Origin of the sequence: Evansella clarkii (genome assembly GCF_002019695.1) — a bacterium.
Classification (GTDB): Bacteria; Bacillota; Bacilli; order Bacillales; family Salisediminibacteriaceae; genus Evansella; species Evansella clarkii.
Genome location: NZ_MTIV01000022.1, coordinates 202,085 through 228,679 on the forward strand (window position 1 = coordinate 202,085; position 26,595 = coordinate 228,679).

At 45.8% G+C, this 26,595-nt stretch carries 19 protein-coding genes; 2 read left to right on the forward strand and 17 right to left on the reverse strand.

What is annotated here, in order from left to right:
- Positions 1-460: 460 nt before the first annotated feature.
- From BK582_RS26150 to BK582_RS26185, 8 genes are all read right to left on the reverse strand, one after another.
- On the reverse strand, positions 461-1,645 hold the full coding sequence (locus BK582_RS26150) for a type IV secretory system conjugative DNA transfer family protein (RefSeq protein ID WP_169911360.1): 1,185 nt from the start codon (positions 1,643-1,645) through the stop codon (positions 461-463).
- A 190-nt stretch (positions 1,646-1,835) separates the two neighbouring features.
- Positions 1,836-4,109, reverse strand: coding sequence for a hypothetical protein (locus tag BK582_RS26155; protein WP_078598679.1), 2,274 nt, complete (start codon positions 4,107-4,109; stop codon positions 1,836-1,838).
- Between the two features lie 272 nt (positions 4,110-4,381).
- Positions 4,382-6,289, reverse strand: coding sequence for an AAA family ATPase (locus BK582_RS26160; protein ID WP_218190788.1), 1,908 nt, complete (start codon positions 6,287-6,289; stop codon positions 4,382-4,384).
- Complete coding sequence (locus tag BK582_RS26165; protein WP_078598680.1) at positions 6,282-6,575, reverse strand: hypothetical protein; 294 nt, start codon at positions 6,573-6,575, stop codon at positions 6,282-6,284. The genes BK582_RS26160 and BK582_RS26165 overlap by 8 nt, the downstream gene beginning before the upstream one ends.
- 43 nt (positions 6,576-6,618) lie before the next feature.
- The gene (locus BK582_RS26170; protein WP_218190789.1) at positions 6,619-7,611 is read right to left on the reverse strand and encodes a hypothetical protein; all 993 of its coding nucleotides are present in this window, start codon (positions 7,609-7,611) and stop codon (positions 6,619-6,621) included.
- 93 nt (positions 7,612-7,704) lie between these two features.
- Positions 7,705-9,918, reverse strand: a complete 2,214-nt coding sequence (gene mobL, locus BK582_RS26175) for a relaxase MobL (protein WP_078598682.1) — start codon at positions 9,916-9,918, stop codon at positions 7,705-7,707.
- Positions 9,919-9,980: 62 nt separating this feature from the next.
- The gene (locus tag BK582_RS26180; RefSeq protein ID WP_078598683.1) at positions 9,981-10,910 is read right to left on the reverse strand and encodes a hypothetical protein; all 930 of its coding nucleotides are present in this window, start codon (positions 10,908-10,910) and stop codon (positions 9,981-9,983) included.
- A 368-nt stretch (positions 10,911-11,278) separates the two neighbouring features.
- Positions 11,279-11,848: a hypothetical protein gene (locus BK582_RS26185; RefSeq protein WP_078598684.1), complete on the reverse strand. Its 570-nt coding sequence runs from the start codon at positions 11,846-11,848 to the stop codon at positions 11,279-11,281.
- Between the two features lie 161 nt (positions 11,849-12,009).
- On the opposite strand from BK582_RS26185, the gene BK582_RS26190 reads away from it, so the two are divergent.
- Entirely contained in the window at positions 12,010-12,312 is a 303-nt protein-coding gene (locus BK582_RS26190) for a YolC/YozM family protein (protein ID WP_078598685.1), read from the forward strand.
- 144 nt (positions 12,313-12,456) lie between these two features.
- Here the strand turns inward: BK582_RS26190 and BK582_RS26195 are convergent, their stop codons facing one another.
- Positions 12,457-12,921 (reverse strand): hypothetical protein, encoded by a 465-nt coding sequence (locus BK582_RS26195; RefSeq protein WP_078598686.1) that lies wholly within the window; start codon positions 12,919-12,921, stop codon positions 12,457-12,459.
- 323 nt (positions 12,922-13,244) lie between these two features.
- Here BK582_RS26195 and BK582_RS26200 point away from each other — a divergent pair, with 323 nt between their 5' ends.
- Positions 13,245-13,529 (forward strand): AbrB/MazE/SpoVT family DNA-binding domain-containing protein, encoded by a 285-nt coding sequence (locus tag BK582_RS26200; protein ID WP_078598687.1) that lies wholly within the window; start codon positions 13,245-13,247, stop codon positions 13,527-13,529.
- A 31-nt stretch (positions 13,530-13,560) separates the two neighbouring features.
- On the opposite strand, the gene BK582_RS26205 is transcribed toward BK582_RS26200, so the two are convergent.
- From BK582_RS26205 to BK582_RS26240, 8 genes are all read right to left on the reverse strand, one after another.
- Positions 13,561-13,917 carry a hypothetical protein gene (locus BK582_RS26205; RefSeq protein ID WP_078598688.1) on the reverse strand — a complete coding sequence of 119 codons (357 nt, stop codon included), beginning with the start codon at positions 13,915-13,917 and terminating at the stop codon, positions 13,561-13,563.
- A gap of 71 nt (positions 13,918-13,988) precedes the next feature.
- Positions 13,989-14,666 carry a hypothetical protein gene (locus BK582_RS26210; protein ID WP_078598689.1) on the reverse strand — a complete coding sequence of 226 codons (678 nt, stop codon included), beginning with the start codon at positions 14,664-14,666 and terminating at the stop codon, positions 13,989-13,991.
- Positions 14,667-14,668: 2 nt separating this feature from the next.
- A complete protein-coding gene (locus tag BK582_RS26215) occupies positions 14,669-15,304 on the reverse strand; it encodes a hypothetical protein (RefSeq protein ID WP_078598690.1) in 636 nt (211 codons plus the stop codon).
- A gap of 154 nt (positions 15,305-15,458) precedes the next feature.
- The gene (locus BK582_RS26220; RefSeq protein WP_139368372.1) at positions 15,459-18,002 is read right to left on the reverse strand and encodes a phage tail tip lysozyme; all 2,544 of its coding nucleotides are present in this window, start codon (positions 18,000-18,002) and stop codon (positions 15,459-15,461) included.
- Positions 18,003-18,004: 2 nt separating this feature from the next.
- Positions 18,005-19,336 carry a hypothetical protein gene (locus BK582_RS26225; RefSeq protein WP_078598692.1) on the reverse strand — a complete coding sequence of 444 codons (1,332 nt, stop codon included), beginning with the start codon at positions 19,334-19,336 and terminating at the stop codon, positions 18,005-18,007.
- 357 nt (positions 19,337-19,693) lie between these two features.
- A complete protein-coding gene (locus tag BK582_RS26230) occupies positions 19,694-20,917 on the reverse strand; it encodes an IS110 family RNA-guided transposase (protein WP_078593298.1) in 1,224 nt (407 codons plus the stop codon).
- 264 nt (positions 20,918-21,181) lie between these two features.
- Positions 21,182-21,538 (reverse strand): hypothetical protein, encoded by a 357-nt coding sequence (locus tag BK582_RS26235; protein ID WP_078598693.1) that lies wholly within the window; start codon positions 21,536-21,538, stop codon positions 21,182-21,184.
- A 190-nt stretch (positions 21,539-21,728) separates the two neighbouring features.
- The gene (locus tag BK582_RS26240; protein WP_078598694.1) at positions 21,729-26,582 is read right to left on the reverse strand and encodes a hypothetical protein; all 4,854 of its coding nucleotides are present in this window, start codon (positions 26,580-26,582) and stop codon (positions 21,729-21,731) included.
- Between the last annotated feature and the right edge of the window lie 13 nt (positions 26,583-26,595).

The window sequence follows — 26,595 nt, forward strand, 5'->3', positions numbered from 1 at the left end:
TATGAATTTCGCAACAACATCTCAAACGGTTCCCACCTTGACGTTAAGGGCTTCACACGTTCCAATGATACTATCCATTTAGACGTAACTTAGGTGCTTTCTCTGAACCTGTCACCTTGATACTGCCTGTAACAGTATATGGGCTTTCATAACAACCAATCTTACTCACCCACAGTAACACGCGATTCCGCGCCCGACGTTTTCACGTCGTTCATCATTCTAGGTCCGTACATTCGAAAGTTCGTCAGACATCTATGTCATTCTCACCATATTACGCTTTTGGACACCCGACCTATCTATTCACATATCTTGTGAACAAGACTTAGCGATATTCAGCCGACTTCACCGAGCTTATAACATACATCTTTGGATTTAAGACGTATGCTATTCGGAGTATCAGTGAGCAAGTTTCAGGGCGTTACTCCGTCATTCCTTGCTTCGTATCATCAGTTCTCATAATTTATGCTACTAAATCATGGCGATAGCTTTTCACTATCGAACGTGTCGCACGATTATAAATATCTGTATTTAATGGATTAATCAGGTTGAACTGCACGATTTCGTACCCCCGGATCGTGGCGGGAACAAAAAACTTAACGAGCAACTCCCCCTTTGGGTCATTGACTACCATGTTGTTTTTACGCTTTTCGCGCGTCCACATGTCTAGGGTAGGCTCAATCACAGTCTGGCCTTTCCCGGCTCTGGTAATAGCCAACACCATGGTGTTAACCGGTGCGGTATCTACGAGATACGCCCCCGCCGGTCGTTGCACTTCGTATTCTGGAAACTCCCAATCTTTATTAATTAACTCGGCAACGGTGTCATACGGGAGTTTGTCACGGTCTTTGCGATTCCCTGTATCATCGACCGGATTATACTCGATTCCCCGTACATCAATCGGGGTACGAATGTCTTTTTCACTGACGGGAATCCCACTTGCTGTGAACAATTCCTGACCGAACTTTTCATCGATTAAAGGCTTTTTCGAGCGAACAGCCTCCCCTTTATCGTTATAGACGACCTCGCCTTTGTAGGTAACAACCTCGCCATTCTCTTTCACATCTTTTTTGTGCCGCTCGGTCACATCCACCCGTTTTAAGCCCTTTTTATCAAGCATCATGTGAGAAAGCATACTGGACACCTGCACACTGGAATGAGCTCCGGTATCCGGGAACCAATCATACATGCGCTGCATTTCTTCCGGGAGCATGATGTGCTGGTCGTTTTCGTATGTGTTGATATCTGTGGAATCAACCATACTGTTTTTCGAACGCCAGCTCGCCATCATTCTTTCATTGGCGATCAGCCACGCCATCAGGAATACGAAGCCTGTCCAGGCGTAAATCTGCCATCCGGAAGTCACTTCAATTTGGCTCATGTCAAATTCCAGGAACGACGAACCTTCTGAGTTCGATACGAACTGGAAAAAACCTAAGACGATGGTGACAAAAGCGCCAAGTAAAAAACCTAAAAAGGCGAATATAGCTGCAATGAACACGGCGACTATCCGTTCTTTGATCGGTTTATCCACCTCACCGCGCTCTCCGCGTTCCATCATCTGATTGGAGTGAACTTCCCGGTTTTTCACCCGCTCTTTATAGTCCTGGTTCTTGAGCATCTCCCAGTTCTTCGCTTTCTTTTTCAATAAACCCACCGAACCACCCTTTCTCTTTAATTATCATTTAAAGTTATATTAAAAACGCTGAATGCACAACGTTTTGAATTAATTTTATTATAGCACACTTCCTGGAATACTGGAATATTTTACCAAAATAAAAGAGACGGAAAATCCCTTTTTAAAGGAGATTCCATCTCTTTATCTGGTGGTTTTACCGCTAGGCGGCGATATCTACGTCGAATACCTTCACGATTTCTGCTGATGATTCATCAAGGAATGAAACCACGTCTTCTTGTGGGACCGACTGTGCTTCGCCTGGTGCCAGCTGTACGGTATTGGCGCCGAACAGGAATCCGGCAATAATACCGAACGCAAGTGTTACCGTGGCTACCGCTCCAAGTACGAAACGCATTGGCTTTTGGGCTTTGTTCGCACGTTCGTTGGCATACTCAAGTTCTTTTTCTTTCGCTTCAAGAGCATCTTTATACATATTCATGCGATGTTCCACCTCCTTATCTTTCTGCTCACCAATCTTACTGTTACTTGCATTCGCATCCTGGAGCATTTCGCGGAGATTCTGATTCTCTCGTTGTTCACGCTCGATACGACGCTCATAATCTTTTTGGACGTGATTGATTTGCTCTTTATGGTTATCTTCCAGCTGACGGATCGCTTCCCTGGACTGTTTATCCGTTTCTTCGATCTGGCGCGCTTTCGTTAGAAGCATCTGCTCGTAATCCCTACGCACACGTTCTGCTTCGTGGGATTGTTTCAGCTTTTCCGCTTCGGCTTTCGCTCTCAGTACTTCGTCAGCGAAGTGTTTACGCAGATACACATCCATACTTTTACGGAACGCATCATACATTTGCAATTCTTTTTGTGAAATAGTCTGGTACTCTTCCTGCAAATGCTGTAAGAGAGCTGTCATTGCCTTATCAAACAGGCGCTGAGCCACGGTGCGTCGATCGCTGTATAATTCGCCAAGCTCTGTGTCACGGTTTGTTTTCAGTTCAGACTGGACATTATCCTTAACGTTTTCGATCTTACGGTTGCGCTCATCACGGTAACGGCTGTCATAAGTAGCCATCGCTTCTCGCTTCGCATTTTCCGCATATTCTTCACGGGCTTCGTTGTACTGGGTATTGATTTGTTGGATTTCCCCGGCAACCTGACGATCCAGATCATCCATCGCGTCTTCGTAATTCGCTTCTATTTCATGATGGCGACGACCATAGGTAGTATTTTCGTCTTTGTGGTCAAGTGACTCTACCAGCTTATTGTGAATGTTCCGCATGCTCGTTGTGAACTTGTTTCGGAGCGACTGGACGTTATCCTGATGAAATCGCTCCAGCTCCACATTTGCATCCTGGCGCAGTTTTGACAGAACGTTTTGCAGTTCGCTGTCATCCGCACGCGTTGTATCGAATTGAGCGATAGACACAGAATTGAAATAATCATCAAATTTCGTCATGTCAATGCTAAGATCCAATTCCGTGTTATTAAACCCGTGAGAAACTACCCGGGAGATCGCTTCTTTAGACTCTTCAGCAGTGAGACCTTCTTCTTCTTCGTATTCGAGGTCCATATCATCATCCATGTCTTCAAACTCAGGATCGGATGCAAGCTCCTCATCCACGCCGTTATCTTCAAACGCTTCTTCCTCATAAGAAGGATCTTCAAAATTATTGTCAAAATCTTCATCGAACGCCTCGTCCGGTGCGTCATCAAATTCAGCATCCGGGCCGTCTGCGTCTTCCAATTCGTCCGGCTCCTCTACCCCGCCGGCATCAAGCTCCTCATCATCAAATGATTCTTCTTCATCGAACCCGTGGTCAAACCCGTCGTCTTCTACACCGTCCGCTTCAACCGGAACGTGTGACGCCTGATAACCGTCTCCCTCTGTTTCGATGACCTCACCATTCTTAATGCTGAGCTGGATGTTTTGATTATTCGCAATTTCGACTAAGCGCTCGATGTGTATGTCTGAATCCAGGACTGTCAGTCTGTCGTCATCGCTCAGATCAAACGGAACGAGTGCCCATCGAAAAGCCATATCATGCGCAAAATCAAATTCATCTAATGAAACTAATGTCTCCTGTGATGGGATAATCCCAATCACACCTGCAGCTAAATCATCCGCAAGCGCAATCGACTCGATTGTTTCTGAGCGTAACGCCTGGGCGAAAGAGCCAAATTCCTCACCGGCCGGGTCCAGCCCCGCTTCTTCGAGCATTTCGTTAGTGACAGCGACAATTAGGAGTCCCTCATCCAGTTCTCTTACCGCTGAATCACCGAACTCTGCTAATTCCTGGACGACATCCAAGGAAGCCGCTGCGACCGACTCTTCGAGCTGCATACGTTCTAACAGTGTTACTTCTTTTTTCTTACCGCCGAACAGGGATTTTTTCTCTTTCCCTCTCTTCTTAGGTTTCACCTCTGACTGCTTGTTTTCTTTTGATTTACCACCGGTAATTTTGCTTAAAAATCCCATGAATGGAATCCTCCCTTTCCTCTACCTATTAAAGCTAAAGTGATAAGCTGTGGGCTTTGTTATCCAATATTTTCCATTTTTTAACCTAAGATCATTCTATCACATAAATTTTCCATATACAATATTTATTTCGCTGTACGGACAGCATTTTTAACAATTTTTCAAAGTTGTTTAACCAGTAAAATAGGACGGCAATTAAAGCGCCGTCCCATTTCTTTTCTATATATTTACGTAATATATTTTTAATTACGTATTACGTAATAGTATTTCGTTTATTTCGATCTGCGGGCCCGTTTTTTATCCACTGTTCCCACTTCGATGTACGCGTCGGATTTACGGATGTCTTTATTCCTGCACGCCATTTCTCCATTGACGTGAATCCCGACATGTTTTACTTCCGGATATTTATTAATATACCGAGAAAGCGGGGAGAGAACCTCCGTGTCCATACGGGCCACAAGACCACGGGCGCCACCAGTGTTTGTGTCGACATCATTGTTCTCATGAACCAGATAAACCACCACGTCCGGATGGATCATCACCTGCACCCCGTGAATCTGGTACACATCCTGTTGTAAACGTAACAACTTGTTAAAGATGATTTTCTCATAGGTTTTAACCCCAAGCGGCTGAAACGGAATGATGGCGTTCATCCGGTTAATGATCTCCGGAGCAAAGGAATCGCTATTAATCAACGATCGGCGGATAACTTTCTGGTATTCCGCCAGCCCATTCGCTCCTTCCTCGTCCTGGGAATAGTGGGCGATATTCTCATAAACCTCGGAACCGGCATTCGTTGTCAGAACGATGTACGTGTTCAGGAAGCTCACCTCACGCCCCTGGGCATTAGATAGACGACCGTCATCCAGCACCTGTAATAATAATCGTGTGATCGCAGGGTTCGCTTTTTCAATCTCGTCAAACAGCAGGATGCTGTGGGATTTGTTCCACACTTTCATCGTCAGTTCTTCCCGGAAGCGGTCGAGGGAAGATTCCAATGCGTATTCAGACATATCAAAGCGGATCATCGCCCGCTCATCTCCGAATAACAGCGCAGCCAACCCTTTCACCGTTTCCGTTTTACCAGTACCTGTCGGGCCTGTGAATAAAAAGCTCGATATGGGACGGGATTTATCATGTAAATCCGCCACGGCAATCTGTAAGCGCTGCTCCAGGGTTTTCATGGCGAACGTCTGGGAGAATACCCGCTCGTTCATCTTGCGCTCGATGTACCGCCCGTCGATTTCAAAGGTGACTTGCACGCCTGTACTGTCAAAGATCACTTCGGCAAGCAAATGCCGATCCATCTTGTATTCTTGTGGGTATGTGCGATACCAGCCGATCATGGAATCGAGCATGAGTATGCTTTTACGCGGCTGAGAGTCTGCCGGCACATAACGGTTACTGTATTCGTAAATCAAATCAAACAGTTGATGGTCATAGACGTCATTAAGGACGCCGTGAGATTTTGCAATCGATTTTAGGATTGATACAACCGTTGCTTTTTCAGGCTCCCGAATGTTAATACGCTGAAGACGCTGCATGAGCGCCTGATCTTTCTCTACGAATTCATGAAACTCGGCAAATGTGGTAGCTGCAATGATCTTAATCCCGCGGCGTCCACTCTCCGCGAGAATCGGCTTGATCGCCTGCGCTGCCGCCGAAGACAACTGGACGAGTAAATGGAACTCATCGATAAACATCACCAGTTCCGGGGCTTTTACTTGTTGTTTTTGGCGACCGTTCCCTTTCGTTGCCGCTTCTTCTTCCTGAATCATCTGCATATCCTGCTTAAATTGGAGTGCATCATCAAAGAGAGCTTTCACGCGGGAAGCCATCTGTACGGCGCCATCCTCTCCGTTTTCACTGGCCGCCATCTTCGCAAGATCCACCTCGACATAAATGCGCCCCGTATCCTTCTCAGACGTTCCTTGTACGAGCATCGTCTTACCAGAACCGGCATCTCCTAATAGAAAGGCGTTCGATAATTCTGCCCTGTTCAGGGAAGCGAGCAGTCGGCGCATTTCCCGATCTCTGCCGATAACCGGACGGCTTGGCGGTGGCATGAATACGGCGTACTCTGCCAAATACGGATATTTATCTTTATCGAATGTCCACGTTTTTATCTTTGTCTCTGATTCTGTATGGGGTTTCGGTCGCTCCATTGTTGCACTACTCATCGTCAACATCCTCCTTCTCTGTTTCTGTGACTTTACTTACTTTATGAATCTCATTCAATGACACCCGCTCGATTTCCTTGTCAATCAGACTGGAGATGTCATCAATATCTCCCAGGTCACTAACTTCAATCGATGTCCCCGACCGGTACAGAAAATCAGTCACGTCAATATCTGTTCCGCGTTGGGAGAGTGCCCCTTCCCGCTCCACTACTGTTTTGACATCGGCTATTTGTGTGGGGTTTTCATCGATGTGGATGGATGGTTCTTTTTTGTTCGAAAAACCCATGGCTATCAAAACCCTTCGCTAGTTATGTGTCATGTTGAAAACCCTATCCTTCATTCACGGTTTCGGCTTCCTGTGGAGCGTGAAGCTGTTCGATATCGTCGCGAATTAAATCATCGACGACAGCCGGCTCTGATTGATAAAGGAAGGTAGACACATCAATGTCCGTCCCTTGGCGGGCATTCTCTCCGTATCGTTCCACAGCTGTCTCTACTCCGGCAATCTGTGTCGGATCATTATCCACCCGAACATTATCCACCGTGTGATCCAGGTAATTATAGTTCGTTGCGGAAAACTCCCCGTCAGCGGCTTCGTTTTGATCTTCGTCTTCCTCGTATGTCTGCTCCCCCTCATGTGGGAGTACATTTGCAGGAACTTCTTCTTCTGGAAGGTACGAAGCAATATCCCGTTCAGATGTCTCACTGTACTCACTCAGGGCCTGCTCGGCGCGGTATCTCGACATCACATCGTTCACGCTCAATGATAAATCATCAGAGTACTGAACAGATTCCGTATCTTTATCCGCGAGCCACGCCTCGTACGAATCGTACCCTTCGGATTGCCATACCGGCTCATCCGGATCGTCCGCTTCTTTTGATTCAGGTTCAGGTTCAGCTATAGTCGTGACACGTTCATCGAATGGCGGCTGTTCATCCGTTACAGTTTCTTCTTCGTCTTCCGTCACTTCAGGTATAAAGGATACTTCCGGCTCCTCCTCGATCGTAAGCAGCTCCGTTTCCGGGTCGTGTATGACGTAACGATTAAACAGCTTGGAGGAAGGGCTGTCAGCAAGACTTGCAAACAAGTCATTCAAGGCGTCAACTAATTCATTATGGTGATCTACTTTCTTTTTAAACAGTGAAAGTGAAATTCGCTCATTCTCAGCCATCCTATTCAAATTATAATTTTCCCGGGATAAATGGTTTTCCAGTCGTCGCGCAGCATTCAGCATGGCAAAATGTTTGGACATACGGCATGTCATCCTTTCTCTTTTCAATTGGTGTGAAACAACGGCGGAGGTTTTCTCTAAAACGCTCACCACTCAACGATATTCCGCTTTTATTATACCATAATTTTACATTAATGGTATTTTATTTTAATTATTTTTAACGATAAATGCAGAACGTGGTGTTTACTCCAGTTCTTCTTCCTCATCCATCTGCTGGACGGTTTCAATATGTTCGAGCGTCGTTCTGACCTGCTTTGTCACATCGACCGAACGATCGAGAGGTATGGTATAAAGCTGACGACGATCCCCTTCATCCAGATATGTCAGATCATCAATGGTGACAGTATGAATTAGTCCTTCTTCTACTGCTTTCTCTACGACAGATTCCATCGAGTCAATATCCGCTTCCGAACGGTCCAGCGTCGGAAATTCCTGACCGGTGGCTTTGACATACATTCGGGCAGCGTCGGCCCGTTGCTTGCGCCCCTGCCACGCATCGGCAAACCGGCGGGCATTGGCTGCATCGATTCTCGCATCAGGGTGATTGTAATAATCAAGGCCCAAATGATGGACATCCAGTGCCTTAACCTGAATGAAATGTACATCGTTTAAGTTTTCCTCCCGGGTTTTCGGACGTACCGGCAGGACAAATCGGGTGTCGATAGTTCCTGCCTCCGTATTGTAATCCGTGATGGCATCCCATTCTTTCAGGGAAGCGACCCCTTTATCGAAACACTCAAAGGTGTATGCGCGGAGATCCTGCATGTATGCCTTCCTGTCCTCATAAAGCGTGAGCCCCGTCTCGGCTTCATCGCTTTGAATCGTCTGGAATCGAGTCACCAGGTCTTGGTACAGGGGGTGCATGGCGTTTACACTTTCACGATCTTTCGGATAGTGGAAAGCTAAAAACTTACGATACTTGTCGGTGAGCCCCATGTGGTACCGCTGTTCTTCTTCATAGTAGAGACGCATCACATGAGCGGTATCATCTACCAATCCTTGCTCTTTTGCTGCATCGTATTCCGTAGCCATTTCGTAATGATCCCGGGCGCTTTTTATATGAACTTCCTGGCGCTTACTGTACCCGCGCACACGCAGGGTGAACGCAGCAGGATCAAAACCACCTTTCTCAGATGATTTTGCCTTTAGTGCATTCGCCAGCTCCTCATCGGAGCTCGACTGGATGTCAGTCATGGTTGTCCGCACACGGAGTGACGCCGGGTCGAACCTTTTGAGTGAGGTATACAGCCCGTTCACACTCCGCTCCACAATGCGTTCTCGTCCTTCGGATACTAATACCTGGCGTTCTTCTCTGGTGAGCTTATTTTTAGCTGCGGATTCATCGGCATAGGTATGTACCGCTTGCATAGCTTCTCTAAACCCGCTTTGTTCCGGTTCTGTTTCAAATACACGCTCCACGATCCCTTTGGCAATCATGTTCGGATGCTTCATGGACGTACGATTTGTCCCATACCGCCAATATCGGCGCTCTTTCGGTAGAGCAGCAACGAGCAGCTGCATGGGGGTGTTTTCACTCAATGTGCTGTACGCATAATCTTTAACGAAGGCCACGACATTCTGTCTTTCCAAAGATGTCTGCCTATGGAATGATTTCAATGATTTCATATCCTCCAGGCTAAAATGAACCCCTTTACGAAACATCGTCTTCTCACGCTCATTGATTTTACCTCTGTCCGCTCCGTCATCCCTCATACGGGAGGCCGAGAATTCTTTATCGACAAGGGCAAGATGTGCATGAACATGGCTCGTATCGAGCTGAATGGTTCCGACCCATTCGGGATCAGAAAAACGACCCGTTTTCGTCATGCGATTCACCCCGTCCGTGATTGCCTGGCGCAGCTTTAATTGATCGATGTGACCTTTATACGATCCACGACCTTTATGTTTAAATGCCGGGTCTAATACACCTGTTTCTCGCAGGTAATCTTCGGTGAAGCTAACAACGATTTTCTGTACGGAATGTCCGGCATCAAATGCCTGCTGAATCTCCTTGGACGCGTCTTCCAGCTGTTGGTGTGACAAACTGATTCCACGGGTCCCGAAGGCACGGCCAGACTGTTTATCCAGTTTCCTAAACTTATGTTTAAGTACCAGCGGGGACCCGTACGCATCCGCCTCCTGCAGATCCTCATCCTGTTTGGACTTTAATTGCTCTGTGGCTTCGCTCCTCGCCATATAACGCATAAATCCCGCACTGTCATATCCGCTTGAACCTACGTCCAGTTTTACCGGAGCCAATACTTCCGTAGCGTCTTCTCTCGCCATGTAACGCATAACATACTGACCCGGTGACGCCCCGCGAGATCCCCTGCCTGGAGCACTCCGGGCATTGTTGGTATATTCGCTCTTGACTACGATGTCCTGCTTTAACCCCATACCGCTCACTCCTTTTTACAGAAAAGCGATAAGGGGCTAAACCCTTATCGCTCACGCATGCCTTATAGTTCTGGACCGTCATCCTCTGATTCATGGGTGAAGTCACCCAAATCCTTATCGAAAATATCTGCATCCAATACCTTCGATGCCTCTTTTGTTTTAGCAGAAGATTTTTGTTTTCCCTTCATATGGAGAGGATCGTTTCCGGATGCCTTATCCAATTCAGGTTCAGGTTCAGGTTCAGGGTCACCATCATACTCTGAATCGTAGTGATCGCGTTCTTTTAAATCACGAATGCGATCATCTTCGTTCGTGTAATCAAACGTAAGACTTCCTTTTAGCTCGTCGGTCACATCGATCTCTTCATCCAAAAGCTCAGAAGAAGCAGTAAACGACTCATCGACCGCCTTCTTTTGTTCTTCCTCTTCTTTTTGGGCAATCACATCACGGAACGTTTCCGTCAGAAACACTTCCCGATCCTGTTCCGGTTCCGGTGTGTGTACCAGCTCCTCTGTTCTTACACCTTCTTTTTGCAGTTCAATCGCAAGACGGGCCGAACGTCTTACCAGATTCGCTATGTTTGTCTGCTCCGACGGATCATGTCCTTCATGAACAACTGTAACTGGGTCCGCCAGGAGTACTGGTATATTTTGTTGGGAATGAGCATCCGCCACATTCAGGTATGTCAGGTTCATGTCCGCTTCGGCATCGAAAACCTCGCCGGACATGAGTTTATTCATCAGCTCCTCGAACCGCTCCTCCCTGTACAGACCAGCATCAATAAGCAACTTGACCGTCTCATCTTCTAATGGCTGCACATACGAAAGTGGGAGCTCTTGATCGTCATGCGTGAAATCAAGAGTGGATATCCCCTCGGCAAATTCACCCCACGCCATTTCCACATCGGCTTCTACGCTGATTTGCGGGCGTTTTAAACCGGACAGATTGCTTGAAAACAGAAAGCCGATCTTGTTTACACGGCACTGCGTCACAGCCGGGACCTCGTAAGATTGAAATGATTTGGGTGGGTTTGAAGCATCGAGCTTTCCTTTGTTGAACTGTGCATCCAACAATCGGAACAGTCGTCGCCCTTCAGTACTCGCCCGGTTATACGGGTAGGTCTTCATAGCGCTATCATCCCTTCTCGGTTTCTATAATTCTCTGATTCTCTCAAAATGGAAAATTCTTCCTTTATTATAGCACGCCTGTTTCAAAGAGTACAAGTGAAATTGAGATAAAACAACTGTACTGGTAGCCATTTAAAAGAATTTTGTTACACGGTACACGTTCACAGGCACAAAAAAAGATGCTGAAACATCAGCATCTTTTCGTATAGGGGGGATTGCTAGATACACTTTGATTATGGACGTTCATAATATAAGGTTCCACTTCTAAAATCGGCGGCACCACTACCCATATTTACTAGTTGAACGGAGCGCATACAATTACAACCGGACTGCAAAGGAATACTTAACCCCCCATACCATCCGCCAGGAACATATATGCTATGCGTTGTCCTACCACCAACACCGACTCTGAGATTTACCCTTATATCATTAGCTGCCTGTAAATCCGTATTTAATACCAAGGTCCTCGGATTGTAAAAATAATCTCCGCTTTTAAGGTACATATTGTTAGTAAACCACATTCTTGTAAAAGGATAAGTACGTAAACTCGATGCGATAACACTATCATTTAAACTGTCAGTGGCGTAACTAATATCTGAATAATCCCTCTTTTGAAAAGCTATTAATTCTTCATCTGTATAAGGGTAATAACGCTCCCCATTTTCATCATAAAATTCGATCATGGTTGCTGCCTCTTCAATAGATATTGTTCCATTCTCTTCCGCATTAGCCATTCCTGGTGTAAATAAGAAACCTAACCCTAAAAGCATAACAAAACCAGTTACCCAAAATTTGATTTTCATACTAACTACCTCTCCTTTTCCTTATTATTCTATATTTGTTATTCTATTACATCCTAATATAAATTGTTATCTAGTTCAACTATTTTTAAAATTTTCTAACTTTTTGGTTTCTTGAAATATTTTCTAATTGTGTGGTATGCTTTATTCAAGGGGTGATTTCCATGAAAAAATTGCTGTTCTCACTATTTGCTTTTCTCTTACTCTCTTCGGCTTTGGTTTTCTCTATCTCCTTTGCAAATCAACAAGATGAAAATGACCCATTACTTGAAATTTTAGAGACCACTAGGGAACAATATGATGTTGAAGCTCATATGGTTCAAACAGAGGACGCAACACTGTATTTTGTAATTGGGGAAGAAGAAGATAGAACTGATGTTAGAAATTTTGTAGAATTAAACCTTAAATCAAATGATTTAGAGGAATATTCCATAATTATTGAGAAAGAAAGCGACTACGAATTTTAAATCGTTTTAATTACCCCTAATGCTTTAAAGTATTAGGGGTTTTACTTTGATCTAATTATCTTTAAAGACGGTACACAGTCACATATACAATCAAAAAAAGGTGCTGAATCATCAGCACCTTTTCGTATGGGTAATCACTTTCTATCAGGCTTCAAGAGCCGCTTCAGGTTGAGCTTGCTGTTCCTGGCGAGCTGCTTTCTTCGCATCACGGACTGCAACCGTGTTTTCACGGTGTTTGGTCATATCGAACGCATTCTCCGGCGTTTTAAGGGAATTCGTATTCACGATCAACCCTTTGCCTCGGGTGTTTGGGAACAAGTCCGCTTCCACCACCATCGCATCGCCGTCCTTGTTTGCGGCCTGTTCGATAGCCTCCCACTGCTTCGCTGAATAGCTCGCCGTATAGGTGTCCTTTTCTTTTCCTTCTTTATCTGTATACTTATCGTACACAAGCATTGGGTTCGTGATAACATCCTCCGGTTCGCGTGTGTCATTCGAAATACTGAATGCCACGTTTTTTCCTGTCATCCCTGGACCCTTTTGATCGAAAACTCCGCTCACATGTACGCGCTGTCCTTTAAAGCTTTGCCCTTTTTTGAATGTAGCCATTTCGCATCCATCTCCTTTAAATTACCATTTTTTGTTAATTTATCTTATAAGTCCATTATACGTGAAATCCCTTGAGCGACAAGCGGTTTCATGTAACAATGATCGTCTGTTGTTAAACAATCGTGCAAAATAACGACGGACAAACAAGCTAAAAATGCGATAACGAATAAGATGGAATTAAGGGAATCGGGCGCAATCACTGGCAAGACAAAAGGTTTATTGTTTGAGGGGATTTCTAAGTGGTGTTAAACTTTATGCAAGGAAATTATGCAAAGTAATTCCATAAATGGAAAAAAATTAAGATATAAAAAGGAGAGGTTGTCATGAAAAGTACAGGGATCATACGAAAAGTCGATGATTTAGGAAGGATCGTTATTCCAAAAGAGTTGCGTACTGTACTAGATATTAAAATCAAAGACGCGTTAGAAATCTTTGTAGAAGATGAAAAGATCATCTTAAAAAAATATAAAGCAAACATGGAATGCAGTGTGACAGGAGAAATTAGCGATGAGAACGAATCATTTCTAAACGGGAATCTCGTATTAAGCCCAAAAGGAAAGGAATTGCTATTAAAGGAATTAAGTGAAAAGGTAGGACTAGCAGAATAAATGGACGAAAAAAAACACGCCATTGACTACATCAATGAGCGTGTTTCTCTTTGTTCTTGAATAGCGAAAATAACGGCTTCGGGTTCGTGATAAACCGACCCCAAATGAATTTTATCCAAACAATAAATACATATATAGCAAGCACCATCATCGTGACACTGGTAAGAAGCCACACCATAGTATCTATCCCCCCGACCGTGGCATCCGCCGGAATACCCAAATACGCAGCGATAAATACGAACATGAGTGGAATTCCCTGCATGAACATCGACCCGCTCACCAATAAGAGGAGCGCACCGAACATTCGTGTTAGAAGGTGCTTCTTTGGTTTTGGTAGAGCTGTAGTTTCAGCGGGTTTAAGGGTTTGTACTTTCTTTGCCGTCATCATATATTATCCAACTCCTTTAATAGTTAATAGTCATGTGATTGCATACTTCTATTACGTAACACGTAATTGTTTTACTCCGAGTTTGAATGAAACCCTGCCCGAGCGGTTACTTCTGTGACCCAGCGCTCACCTTCACTACCCGCTGCTGTAAACTCAATAATCGCCTGGCTTCTTTCAAGCGCCTCCGTGTTTACCAGGTCATTATTTGTCTGGTGCATAAAATAGTGGACAAAAGCCACATAACGAATACGATCACCCTCTGCAGTCATCGGTACGACAAATATGTCACCCATTGATGCTTTAATATTTTTAAAATCAATATAAGAGATTAGATCGTCTTCTGTCTCTACCTTCGTATCAGGTGGCAGGTATGTTTCTGTGAACAAATTATCCTCTCCGAGTGATTCTATATACCGTTTTCTGGCCTCATCGTAATCGCTTCCGGATTTCCAGTTAAATGCCGGTTCGAAATAGGCTTTGGCTGCTTCGGTATCTATTTGTATCAGGTCGGGATCAAGGCCTGTCGCCTTTTTGATCGTGGATTTTTTCTCCACATCAAGATCCGCCTGCCGTTCTGCGATATTCATCTCTACGGCATGTAGTTCGTTTGCTAAGGAAGCCTGTTTTTCTTCCAGTTCTTTTTTTTCTGAAATCTGACTCCACAGAGAAAATCCAACCAGGACAAACATAACGGCTCCTCCAACCACCGAAATCAAAAGCGAGCGGTTATTTTTCATGTATTCAATCATATCTATATTCCCCCCACATCGGCTTCGTCCCGCAACCCGTCTATTGTGTAATGGCGGTTAATGCTACTCAATCTGTGGTCGCTCACGTTATAAATAGCATGTACTAAACCAGCAAGTTTTCCATCCTTTGTTTTCATCTTAAACACGACAGGAAAACGCTCCGTATCCTGGTACGTAATAACCGACTCCAGTTCAAGTGACCATTCCGGATTCAATTGCCATGTCTTGATGTGGTCAGCCTCCCCGGCACCGGTAAGCTCCGTATTTTTCGCTTGAGCTTCCTCCAGCTCTGCAAAAAGCGCATCCCTTTCGTCTTCGTCTTCAGGAAGTGATTCATGCGTCTTATAAAAGGCGGTTAATACATCATCGACTTTGACCATCTCTTTACCGATCTGTGTGGCAGAAACGGTGCGTTGTTCCATTTCCTCCATGAATTCATCTGCATCGAATTCTTTTTCGAGATCCGAGCTGATCTTTTCCGAATCCGCAATCAGCTCCTTCGTTCTCTCAATAGCCGCTTCTAATTCCGCAATATCTTCCTTATGACCTGGTATGAACGATAACATGATGACCACCGCTATTCCCAGGATAACGGCAATCCAATACGTCTTTAATATATGCAGACATTTTAAAAGCATCAATTGGCCTCCTGTCCATTTATTGTTATTAATTACAAAAATGCCTATATTTTCCAGTGGTGAGCAAAAAAAAAAGAAGGTGTCACCAGAAGCGACACCTTTCTCTTCCGCTATGTCCATTATACTGTACGCTCAGCGTTTTGACAAGTTTTTATTAAAGTCTTTCCTGCACCCAACGCGGTTCAGCATCTATTGGTTTGAAGAACTCCCAGTTGTTGTCCTCATAGCGATCTTTCGTTATGACACGCCAGCTCCAGGAATAGCTCATACCGCCATTTCTACCGGAAACACCGCGGATATTCTGCTCATTTATCAAAATATCTCCATTGGCAAATACATGCTGAACGATTCCGGCGTGACCATATACACTGGTCGTCGCATCACTAAATACCGCGCCGGCTGTCGGATAACTCACCGTTTGTTCCCCGTAATGATTAGCCCATAACTCGGCGAGGACTCCCCCGTCTCCAAATGGTCGTGTAGTACCCCGGCCGTTTTTATTCCAATCGGGATACAGCTGCATGAAATAACTGTGAGCAAGCGCCGCACATTGATCGGCAATAATACCGTTCGCCCATCCGGACTCATTCCCCCATGCAAGCCCTGCATCTTCCGGATTCTTTGCGAACTCCTCTAACGAAGACGGCAGAGTTTCCCTTGACCACGGAACGAGTGTAAGATCAGATGGTACCTCTCCCGTTCCATCTGCGGCCTGGTTTCGGTAGTGAGCTAAGATTGGATCGCCACACCCATCATCTTGATGGTATGCCGCTGCGGCATTATTACCTTGAGAGCGGTTGACGTTTATCCCGCTTAGAATACTCTCCGCATAGTCTGTATCTGCTGTTGCGCGCTCTAATACAAACAGGAAATCGATGGCACTACCCTGGCGGTTACTAAGAGACGCGTTCGGTGATGAAAGGCCGATCCAGGAGTTCATAAATCGTTCTGTTTCACTATCCACGGTCCCGCCATCATCAGTTAAGAAGTCTGTTAATTGATTCTGGCGGTACGACTCATCCCCATCTAACATAAAGCGTACTTGTGTATCAAATTCGTACCAGTTAACATCGTGATCTTCCGCATATTCAATGAGGAGGCGGTTCCGGCCGTTCGTCCACTGCGCAAGCCCAATTCCAGCATACTCAATCGCTGGAAAATCGGCAGCGTAGGACGAATTTATCGCTGAAATCTTGAAATCGTTTTGGATAGCGGCCTGCTTGCGCTCCCCAATGATGAACTCCTCATTCGTAATCGTCTCGACAGCTGTCGGGTCGAGGGAACTCTCGTATTTCAAGTTTCCGAGTACCGCTGCCGTCTGCTCTTTCGAACCGCCAAGCTCTGAATACACCGACCAGAGTTTCACGGCGTTATCCTCCCTGATGGCGTCAATATCCCCCGATTCGAGATATTCTTGAGATGCTTCCGATACGGCCGTCCATTCTGGTTGGCAGTCAGCCATAGCCTCGTCAATTTTCTTCAACTCCTGGTTGATTCCGTACATAACTGTACCAAAGCCGATAATGAACATCATCGCGGCACCTATGGCTATGCCTTGTCCGATACCTAACCCCACGCCAAGAAGACCTGAAAAGAGAGAACCGACGGCTCCAAATATCGAACTAAAGAGCCCGGCGATTTTCCCAAGGACGGCAAGCGCAACCCCTTTAATCATTTTAAGTGCTTGTATCGCAAGCATACCCATTAGTCCGAGCTTAGCTGCACCACTGGCAATACTGGCACCCGCAATTATTTTTGTCCCCTTGATTCCCGCGTCGACACCCTTGTCCATCGCTTGTTCTGCTTTGTCTGTGATGTCCTCTTTATCTCTACCCGCGTTCTTTTTAGCTTTGTTGAAATCTTTTAATGCTCTGCGGGCACTGTTGAATGCATTGAGCCCTGGAGTTGCATCCATCGCAGCATCCGCCGCCTGGTGTTCAAGTTGATCTTTCAACCCTTTGTCACTATAATCTATTCCCGTAGCATTGGAAGAAGCATCTTTCGCCTGATCCCCCAGTTTTTTGGAACTTCCTTGTGAATCTCCGCCAGCCTCCTTGGAATCCTTTCCGGAATCCCCTTTATCTTTGTTGTCTGCATCATCCTTTTTCCCGTTATCGTCTTTATCATCTTTATTTTTACTATCACCTTTGTTCTCTTTATCGTCTTTATTCTCTTTACTTCCGCTATCCTTACTTTTCCCGTTATTTTCCTTATCCTTGCTGTTACCTTTACTATCTTTGCCGTCCGTACTGTTTCCGGCATTTTTGTTTTCTTTATTGCTGGCATCCGACAATCCGGATGATGGGGCGACCCCATCATCGGAAGCATCTTTTCCAGATGTTTTTTGTGAACCATTTGGTGGTGATGAATTCGACGATCCTGGCCCGCTTCTCACCCCGTCCGCCAGGCGGGATTTCGAACCGCTATCCCCGCCGGCTCCACCCGAATCTCCCGACGGGGTATCGGGCGAAACATCTGGTTTCGATCCCCTTGTAGAACGCCTGCGGCCAAGGTCTACCCCTTCTAGCGGCGGTATATTATTGCCGTTTTTCCCATCAATCATATTGCATTCCTCCTTTGCATTTACCTGTGAAACTGGAATGTATGAAGTAGTGAAACTTTGAATCTTGAAATCTACATGAAAGAAAGACAAAAGGGTCCCGTCACAGCTAATAGTGGAAGGGACCCTGCTTCGCAAGATTAATAGAATATCACAGCGTCTTCATCCGATTGAATGGAATATGAGGACGCCTGAGACTGGATATCGGCATCCAGAACGAGTAATTGACGCATCAGATCCCGCTGTAATTTCGACTTGGTATTGAGATACGTGCGCCATGTCGCTTGTAAAGACTCCACGGAATCCTTCGCAGCTACCTGAGCAGACGGGCTTGAACCGGTTGACACTGTTGTTAAATCCAGCACGGAGCCATCCTCATGATTCAGTGTTTGAACGCGATCCACCTGCTCGGACCTGCCATCCCTGTCCTTCGTGTCTTCTGCGGCTTCCTTCATATAGGTGTCAAAGGATGACAAATCACTCATAACCTGGTTGATGTAACCATCCCGAATGGATGTAGTCGAATAATCAAGGACGTGCGCACCAGCCACGTTCTGAGCGGCTACAAATACACCTTCGTCATCGATGTAATCTCCACCGACGAACCACGGCGTTTCCGGAGGTTCATAACCACCGGCAATCAGGCGGTTCGTATATTCCTGCCCACGGTTAAGTAATTGTGCGAGCCCCTCGGTCTCTTTAGCGATATTTTCACGAATTTCTTCATCCAGCGGCTCAGCAATCAATGCCGTATATAGTGTAATCGGATCTTCCTCCCCGGTTTTCAGCCAATCAAGTGTCTCTACGTCTTCCGCGCCGGGATTGACAAACAATTTTCCCTGGTCATATTCCGCGAAGGAACCATCTGTTGAGTCGCTATCTCCGGAAGAACCAGAACCTGTCTGTGCTGACAGTTCCGTATTTGAGCGGATCGTAATATCGACCACTTCTTGCGGGATCGATCCTTCGTCCTGGAAACGGATGATGCCGTACCCGGTGGAGCCAAATAAAGAAAACGTTACATCCGGTTCATACGATAGCGAACTTCTCGCCCCCGTAATAAACAACTCATAATTGTTCGCATTCATGCTCATATTTCTCGGGTTCTGCATGCGTAAAAGAATCATCACATCCGTTTTGTCTTCATTTCCAAACACCCCTTCTACGTGCACCCTTTCATTGGACAACGAAAAGTTAAAGTCCTTGGTGTAAACGGCTTGTGCAGACACGCTCTGGGCCACATCGGTCCGGTGGTTCGCAAAAGAAAAGATTGAAAACATAAGTAGGAACGACAGGGTCACTCCGAGCATTGCCGTGAATCGCTCCATTTTATGATGGGAACCGAGTTTCAACTTATCTCTCAGTCCTTCGAACCGTTTGTTAAACGATGACTTTTCCGGCTCGTTCAACCCATCATCCTTCTCCTTGGTCTCTTTGTTATTTTTCAGACCCTTCATGTCATGTCTAGCCATATGTGAATTCCCCCTCCCTCTTCCAATTAAAATTTGTTTATAACACTGTGCTGTCAATGTTTTCACAGATAACTAAGACCAATTATAGCATAAATTTACTGGAATATATAGGAAATAATTGAAGTTCCTTCCTGTTGTACGGAACATTTGTGCCACAAAAAAAAAGAAGGTGTGAAGACACCCTCTCTTTTCTTACCTTTAGTCAACGCATTTTTGTTAATTTCTTTTACATTTCATTTTTGGGTGTAGGAGGAAGGGGGACCCCGTCCTCCTACACCCAAGTTTTTGTATCACAAAAAGACCTTACGCTTTCCTGTTTTTCGAAAGGTCAATGTGCTATAGTTGAATCAAACTTCGTTACGATCTTTGAGCTGGTAGTGCGGACTCATAATCGTACAATATGCCGTGTGTGATAAGTTGAAACGTCACTTTCAGGAACTTATTCATACACGCCACAACAGCGACCTTATGAGGCTTACTCTGAGGTTGCTTTTTTAATTTGTAATAATAGTCCACGAAGTGATTAGGTTTTCCTTTTGCCATAAGCATTGAACAAATCATAAAAAATAAAATTTTCCGCAGCTTCTTATTACCTCTTTTATTTATTCGATCACGATATTGCATATTACCGGATTGATAGCGCATGATATCAATGCCCGCGTAAGCGTTTAACTGTTTGGCGTTTTTAAAACGGCGGATATCCCCTAGTTCGCCAATCAGTCGACACGCTGTTGAATCTCCGATTCCTGGAAATGAACGCAAGACCTTATATTCTTTTCTCCCTTCTGAGATAGTTACCATTTGTTTGACGAGCTGAACCTTTTTCTCCATCAAATCCGCAATACGTCGAGCATAATCCCTTGCTTGATCACAACGAATGTCCGACGGATCAATAGCTGGATACGAATTTTCGGCAGCTTTCAATAATACAATGGCTTTCTCCTCTGCGCGTTTTAAAGATAAATTCTTTCGGGTGTTCTCTTTCAAACGGTTTTTAATAATCGTTTTTGAAAGTGCTCGTAATTGTGCCGAATGGGGATAGAGCTGTACGAGATTTAAAAATAACGCGGAACTTGGTGTAATGAGCTGTTCCAATTCCGGAAATGATAGATGTAAAATCGCATGCATTCTACTGCGTAAGAGGATCATCTCTTCATCAATTTCATCATAGTAACGTGTAATCGCCCGCATTTGTTCAAAGTAGTCATCTTGTTGGTATGTCGCTTCGCGAGCCATACTAAAGTGTGTTTTCGCAAGCTCGTGGGCATCGCTAATATCTGTTTTATGACGACGCATCTTAGCCATTTGTAAATTCGCTTCCAATGGATTCATACGGCAGTATGTATGGCCTTTAGTCGCCAGGAACTTTTCCAGTGGTTTTGAGTAAATACCTGTTGCTTCAAACACAATTTCGGGGGCTTGTTTATCCAAAACCGTCATTTCTTCAATTCTGTGATGAAGCCGTTCAAAATCAATCCGAGTATGAGTTAATTCCCCTTCCAATTCACATTGTTTATACCGGTCATAAATAGCAAAAGTACTTTTTCCTTTACTGACATCAAGTGCGATGACATGCTTCAAACGAACCTTCTCCTTTTTAGCCAATCATAGAAGTCTTCACAGCGCCTTATTGATTCCATTTTCTTATACACGATCTCTTGGACCCAACATACTAAACTGATTCAAACAAGGGTGTGAAGTTGGCCGGTTTTTTGATACGGACTCTTATCTTGGTCCCAGAGGGTGTTCGGCCTTTCTTCACTTCTACTATAAAAAAATAGTAGCACAGACCATGGCCTTGGTCTGTGCTACTAATGTTAGTATGTTTTTCTTGATTCCCGTTGTTTAAGGCAGGAACGTTTTCGCGAAATGGAACAGCGTGATCGTTTGCCCACCTAAATCTTCGATCGTACGACGTCCACCGCCTGCGATGTCCTGTACGAATTGGAAACCGGTTGTCATGGACAATGTCCCTCCGACAAGTAATAGAATGATTGCAACAGCCCAGTTCGTCTGCTTTTTACCTTGAGACATTAGACCCGAAGTGATCTGCCAAATGGCGTACCCTACTGCGACTATACCAAGGATCATTACGGCTAGGGAGATCCACTCCCCCAGTGTTGAAAACGAGTTTTCCAAGAAGTTCCGCAGATCCCATCCACCGCTACCTGCCAGTGGCTCAATAGTGCTAAAACTAAACATGAACGTTTTCCCCCTTTATCTGTGAGCGAATCCGGTTAAAGTTCTACCAAACCACTGACTGCTCAGCAATTTAAATTATGGAATTATTATATCACACGCTTTATGTCAAAACAATACATATTATACAAAATTTGGTAAACAATGTGCAAAATGTAAACATTCAATCAACCTACCCCCAGAAGGGGAGGGGTCATTCGTCACTTTTACCGTTAACGAATGATTCCCATGATTGCTGCATGTGCTTGGTGCTTTGAACGATTCCAGCGTGATCCTGAAGACTATCCTCCCGAATACCGGAGCGGGTCAGGTCGAGCTTCATCTGGTTAAGACGAGTCCCCAGCGTTTTCATCTGCTTCTGCCCGGCTTCTGTGATAGTACCGTTCTTCTGCTGGAATTCAAGTTTGTCGTACATCGACTGCGACTGGCTCATATGAATCATCTGATTGATAATTGCCTGTCCGTTTTTACGAATCGGTCGGCTTGCCACTACCGGTTGGAAGTTACTGTTTTTAAGCAAGCCCTGGGCGTTATCCTTCAGTGTTTTCACCTGAGTTTTTGAGACATCCACGTTGGTCTGCAGCGAGGCTACCTGTTTTTCCGCCTGTTTAACAATCTGTGGCGGTCGGTTGCTCGCGCGGAGCGTTTTCAGACGTTGCTCGGCCTGCTCCAGTTTCGACTGGCTGTTTTTCAAATCGGTCGTATGTTTCAATAACTGCGTCTGGTAATCGCTATAATTGCTCACACCGGAAGTGGTAAGCGTTGCATAACTCTTACTTGCCGATTGGTTAGGGACCGCCTTTGTCTGTGGTACACTTCGAGCTTTACTTCGCCAACCCGGTGGATCTAAGACTTGCTGCTTTGCAGTTTGTGCTTTATTCATTTGCCGTTCCGCCTGCGCCTGATGTTTAAGCGCTTTATTCATCTCCCGGGTCGTCGGCTTATTCGGCGACTTTCTCATGGTATCCACCGTGTTTGTTGCCTGTTCGTAATTCGCTTTCGCTTTATCGTATTGCGCTGTGGCCCGGTCGATCTGCTGCGGCGTACCGCTCGGCTTTTCTGATACACGGGACATACTGGCTTGCGCGTTAGATAAAACTTTCGACGCTTGATTCATCCTCTGTTCACGCTTTTGTACAACGTGTCCCGGCTGACCGCTTGCAACCGCTTGAGCATGAGCATTCTGTGCTTTTTGATATACCCGTTCTGCACTTTCCACGCGAGTACGAGCACTGCTGACCTCGTTATAAGAACGCCCGGCATCTTTCGCCGTCCGCAGATCCTGTTCCACATTGGCCGACTCCTGAACGGCCTTGCGCTGAGCTTCCACTTTCCCTGACTGTCTAGCGATCATGGCAGGTGAAGCCCCGTCATTTTTCATCTGTTCTAACTTCTGGACGCTTTCATCCAGAGTCGATTTTTGAGCAGTTGCGTGACGAGCGGCGCTTGCTACATGCTCCTCTGTGACTGGTTGACGACCAGTAGCGGAACTTGCCTTCCCTTCGCTTCGCATCGCTTGATTAAAGGCTTGCTGAGCTGTATTTGCGTTTTTATTCGCCTTATCGGCATAACGCTGCGCTTGCATAATTGCGTAAGGTGGCGCACCATTTGCTTTTAATTCTTCCACCCGCTCATTTGCCCGTTTTGCCACTTCATTGGCCTTATTAGACTGTTTTGCAAGGGAAGTTAGGTTTTTACTTCCCGGTGTGCCTTTCCCTGGCTCTGCCGCAGGTACCGCGCCGTTTTTCATCGCCGCATCACCTTTGTGCTGCAGGACTTTCTCACCTGTATCTTCATCTTCAACGACTTCGAACCCTCGTTCATCTAACGATCCCTGAATGTCGCTGGCAGCTACACGGTTGCCATTCGCATCCGTTACGAAACCTTGGTCATCAAGACTTAGAGGTTCGCTCGATCCGTTCATACGAAGCGCTTCTCCGTCAGTTCCAACCACATTGCCGTCTATATCCAAACCGTAGTGTGAGGAATCCTGTTCGTTTTTCATCGCTTTGTACTTGTCGGTGTCAAAACGCATATCGTCGAGCTTCTTCGCTTCTTTCAAGGCAGAAACCGGTTTTCCATTGTGCCCTGGAATTGCTCCTACAGGCTGGAGAGTTCCGTCTTTATCAAGAGCCACAAAGTTACCTTTTTCATCGACCAGCTGGCCTTTTTTGTTTTGATAGAAGGTATTACCCATTTCATCGGTGTACGCATTACCGTCCCCATCCATGAGCGCCCCGTCTTTGCCAGTCATCGCGCGCATACCCGCCATCCCCAATGGAGAGCTTGAACTGATCTGATTTCCATTAGCATCTAGTGCGTTGCCGTGCGCATCTTTGACGATTTCTCCGTTTTTATCGACAGCTTGGCCATTACTGGTTGTACGGTTGGAATTGATTTCGTCCTTATCATTATCGTTATCTGTGAAGTTTGAACTTGTGACTTTACCTAGCGCAGTAGCATCACCGTAACGCATTGATTGGATACCGGCATTCTTCGCTTCCAACTCACGTTCGTAAGACTTACCTTTAACACCAACGGCACCCTTCATGGCGTCTGTCGTTTTTGCATTAGCGAGGTCTTTCGCCGTTTTGAATCTGGCTTTCGCCTTCTCCCCAATAGAGCGACCTTCCATACCTCGTTCAGCAGCCATTGCTTCACGCCTTGCCTCCAGACCATGGGCTGCACCCATAAGGCCCATAACTCCACTATCCGCATCTTTCGCGTCCTGCGTAAGTTTTCCATCCTGACCAATACGACCGCCAGACATTTTAGTTGCATCAAGACCCTGACCGCCCGTACCTGTATCAAGCGCACCCATCACGCGATTAATACTGTTCGTTACGACTTCCTCCATCATTTCTCGGAAGACGGCCATGTTTTTAATCATGAACACCGTCAAAACAGCTGTAATCACGGTAATCAGGAAGCTGGTCAGGAAATCAAGAATGAGTCCACTGCCGAAATAACTTCCACCTGTATCGACTAATGAATTGAAGTTCAAGAGCAAGGTCATAAGAATACTTTCACTCAACGAGTAAAGAAAGATCATTCCGAGCACTTGAATAATAAGTACCGCCGTGGAAATCAATAATTTTGTCGTAAACGCTATCGAGCCAAGCGCTGTCCCGAACACACCGCTTAGGATACGCGGGATGCTCTTGATGGCCACGCTAATCATCATGACACCATAAGCGATGGATAGTACCGACAAACTGAGCATAACCGTCACGTTCTCCACCCAGCGTGTAAAAGAAGAAATACCTGTTCCCCCAAAAGTAACGGATGCATATGCATCGCGGGAAAGGTCGCTACCTGTCCGTAGCGGGGAATACACGGTGAGCCCCGTACTCGAAAACGTCGTATTCAAAAAGTTATACATCGCAATTGGTGATAAACCACCAACGGCACCGGATGAGCCAGCCCCAATCGGAGCAAGCGGTTCCGTTACAACATCGGCTACATTCTCAGATACATACCCGTTAGATACCGAATAAGTCAAATCACCTGCGTTATAAATGTGCGTTGAATATTCCCCGAAAATAAACATATCGTCTTCCGCCGCCCCTTGGGTGAATAACCCTTTCGCATCAGTCCAATCCGCGGCCTCCAACCATACAGCTTCATCGGAAAAATAATTCACCCTGTCAATCCACGTCCGGTTGTCATTCGCAGAAAGAGAGAACATATGCACAATTGCTTCCTCGGTTTCAATGCTTTGGTCCGCCGCACGTATTTTTTGAATTTGACCGGAAACCTCCCCGTCGTAATCCGACCCTGTAAATGCCGTAGCCGTCATGTGACGAGAAAGAATGCTGTAGACCTGACTGAAGCTGCTTTTCTCCGCATGACTTCTAGTCCGAGTATCAATATCCCTTCTACCTCCACCTTCATTGAGGATTTCTCCAATATCAGAGGTGGCGGAATACCGATCTTTAAGCGCGTCCGCCCGCGTGTTATTTGCACGGGTTCCATTCACGGCCAGAATCAACTCCCTGTTACTGAGCGTTCGTTCCTCATCTTCACCAAGGCGTGGATTCATAATCTTGCCACCCTCCGGCGGAGCCAACCGGGAATACCGTACCCAGTTTTCAAAGTCTACATAGGAAGATAAAATCAGGTAATCCGCATATTCCGATCCGACAGCCACATTCGACTCCAAATCATTAATTAAGCCCGTGTAGGTAGCTCCGATCAGCGGAAGTCCCGCAAACAGCATGAACACCCGGACGGCGTACCTGGCAAAGCGCTTCATGGCCGAACCTTTACGGATAACCAGCGCACTAAACACTGTCATGGCGAGTAGCGCCGGGAATAAAAGCACAATCGAGAAGTCTTGTATCGTCGTATAAAGAGCTCCGACGTTTTCCGCAACACCGGAAATGATGCCAAGGTCGGCACTTGCGGTTCCGTTAATTGCAGTCTCAAACAATCGGAACGGGTTTAACGTTATTAAAATCATAAGCGCACCCCGGAACAATAATGGCGCCACATTTGCCAGCAAATACACCAACACGACAATACCGGTGCCAGCCATACGTCCCAATCCTCCGATCCCCGGCCGGAGTGTTGAAATTAGACCCATATCCGTCAATACTTCCCCATACCCCGCATACTGATAGAACGGATTAAAGAGACCTGCTAATAGAGCACTGTCACTACTGTTATCGATGATGTGCATCAGCTGGTCATACGTAATATTCGCTGATGACGCTGTGTACGAGTTCATCAACCAACCGACAATGCCGGAATCATCGGATAAAATTTCTGCATATCCGAGAAGCGCTCCTGCGTTTCCTGCCGGAAGAAGATCGTCGCTGTCGTTGTCTTCAATCATGGTTAGCTCGTCAACACCAGATCCTGGTGCGATAGCTGTGGCGAATTCCCTCGTTAATTCACTCGCCCGCTGGTGTAAAGATAAATCGGATACACCATCGTCATCGGCAAGAGCAAAGTGACCGACGGATAAAAGGCCGGTCAGCATCACAAGGAGTGCTAAGCACCCCATGAAAGCGGCGCGTGGAATCCTTGTTTGTAAAAATCGCATAACGCCCCACTCT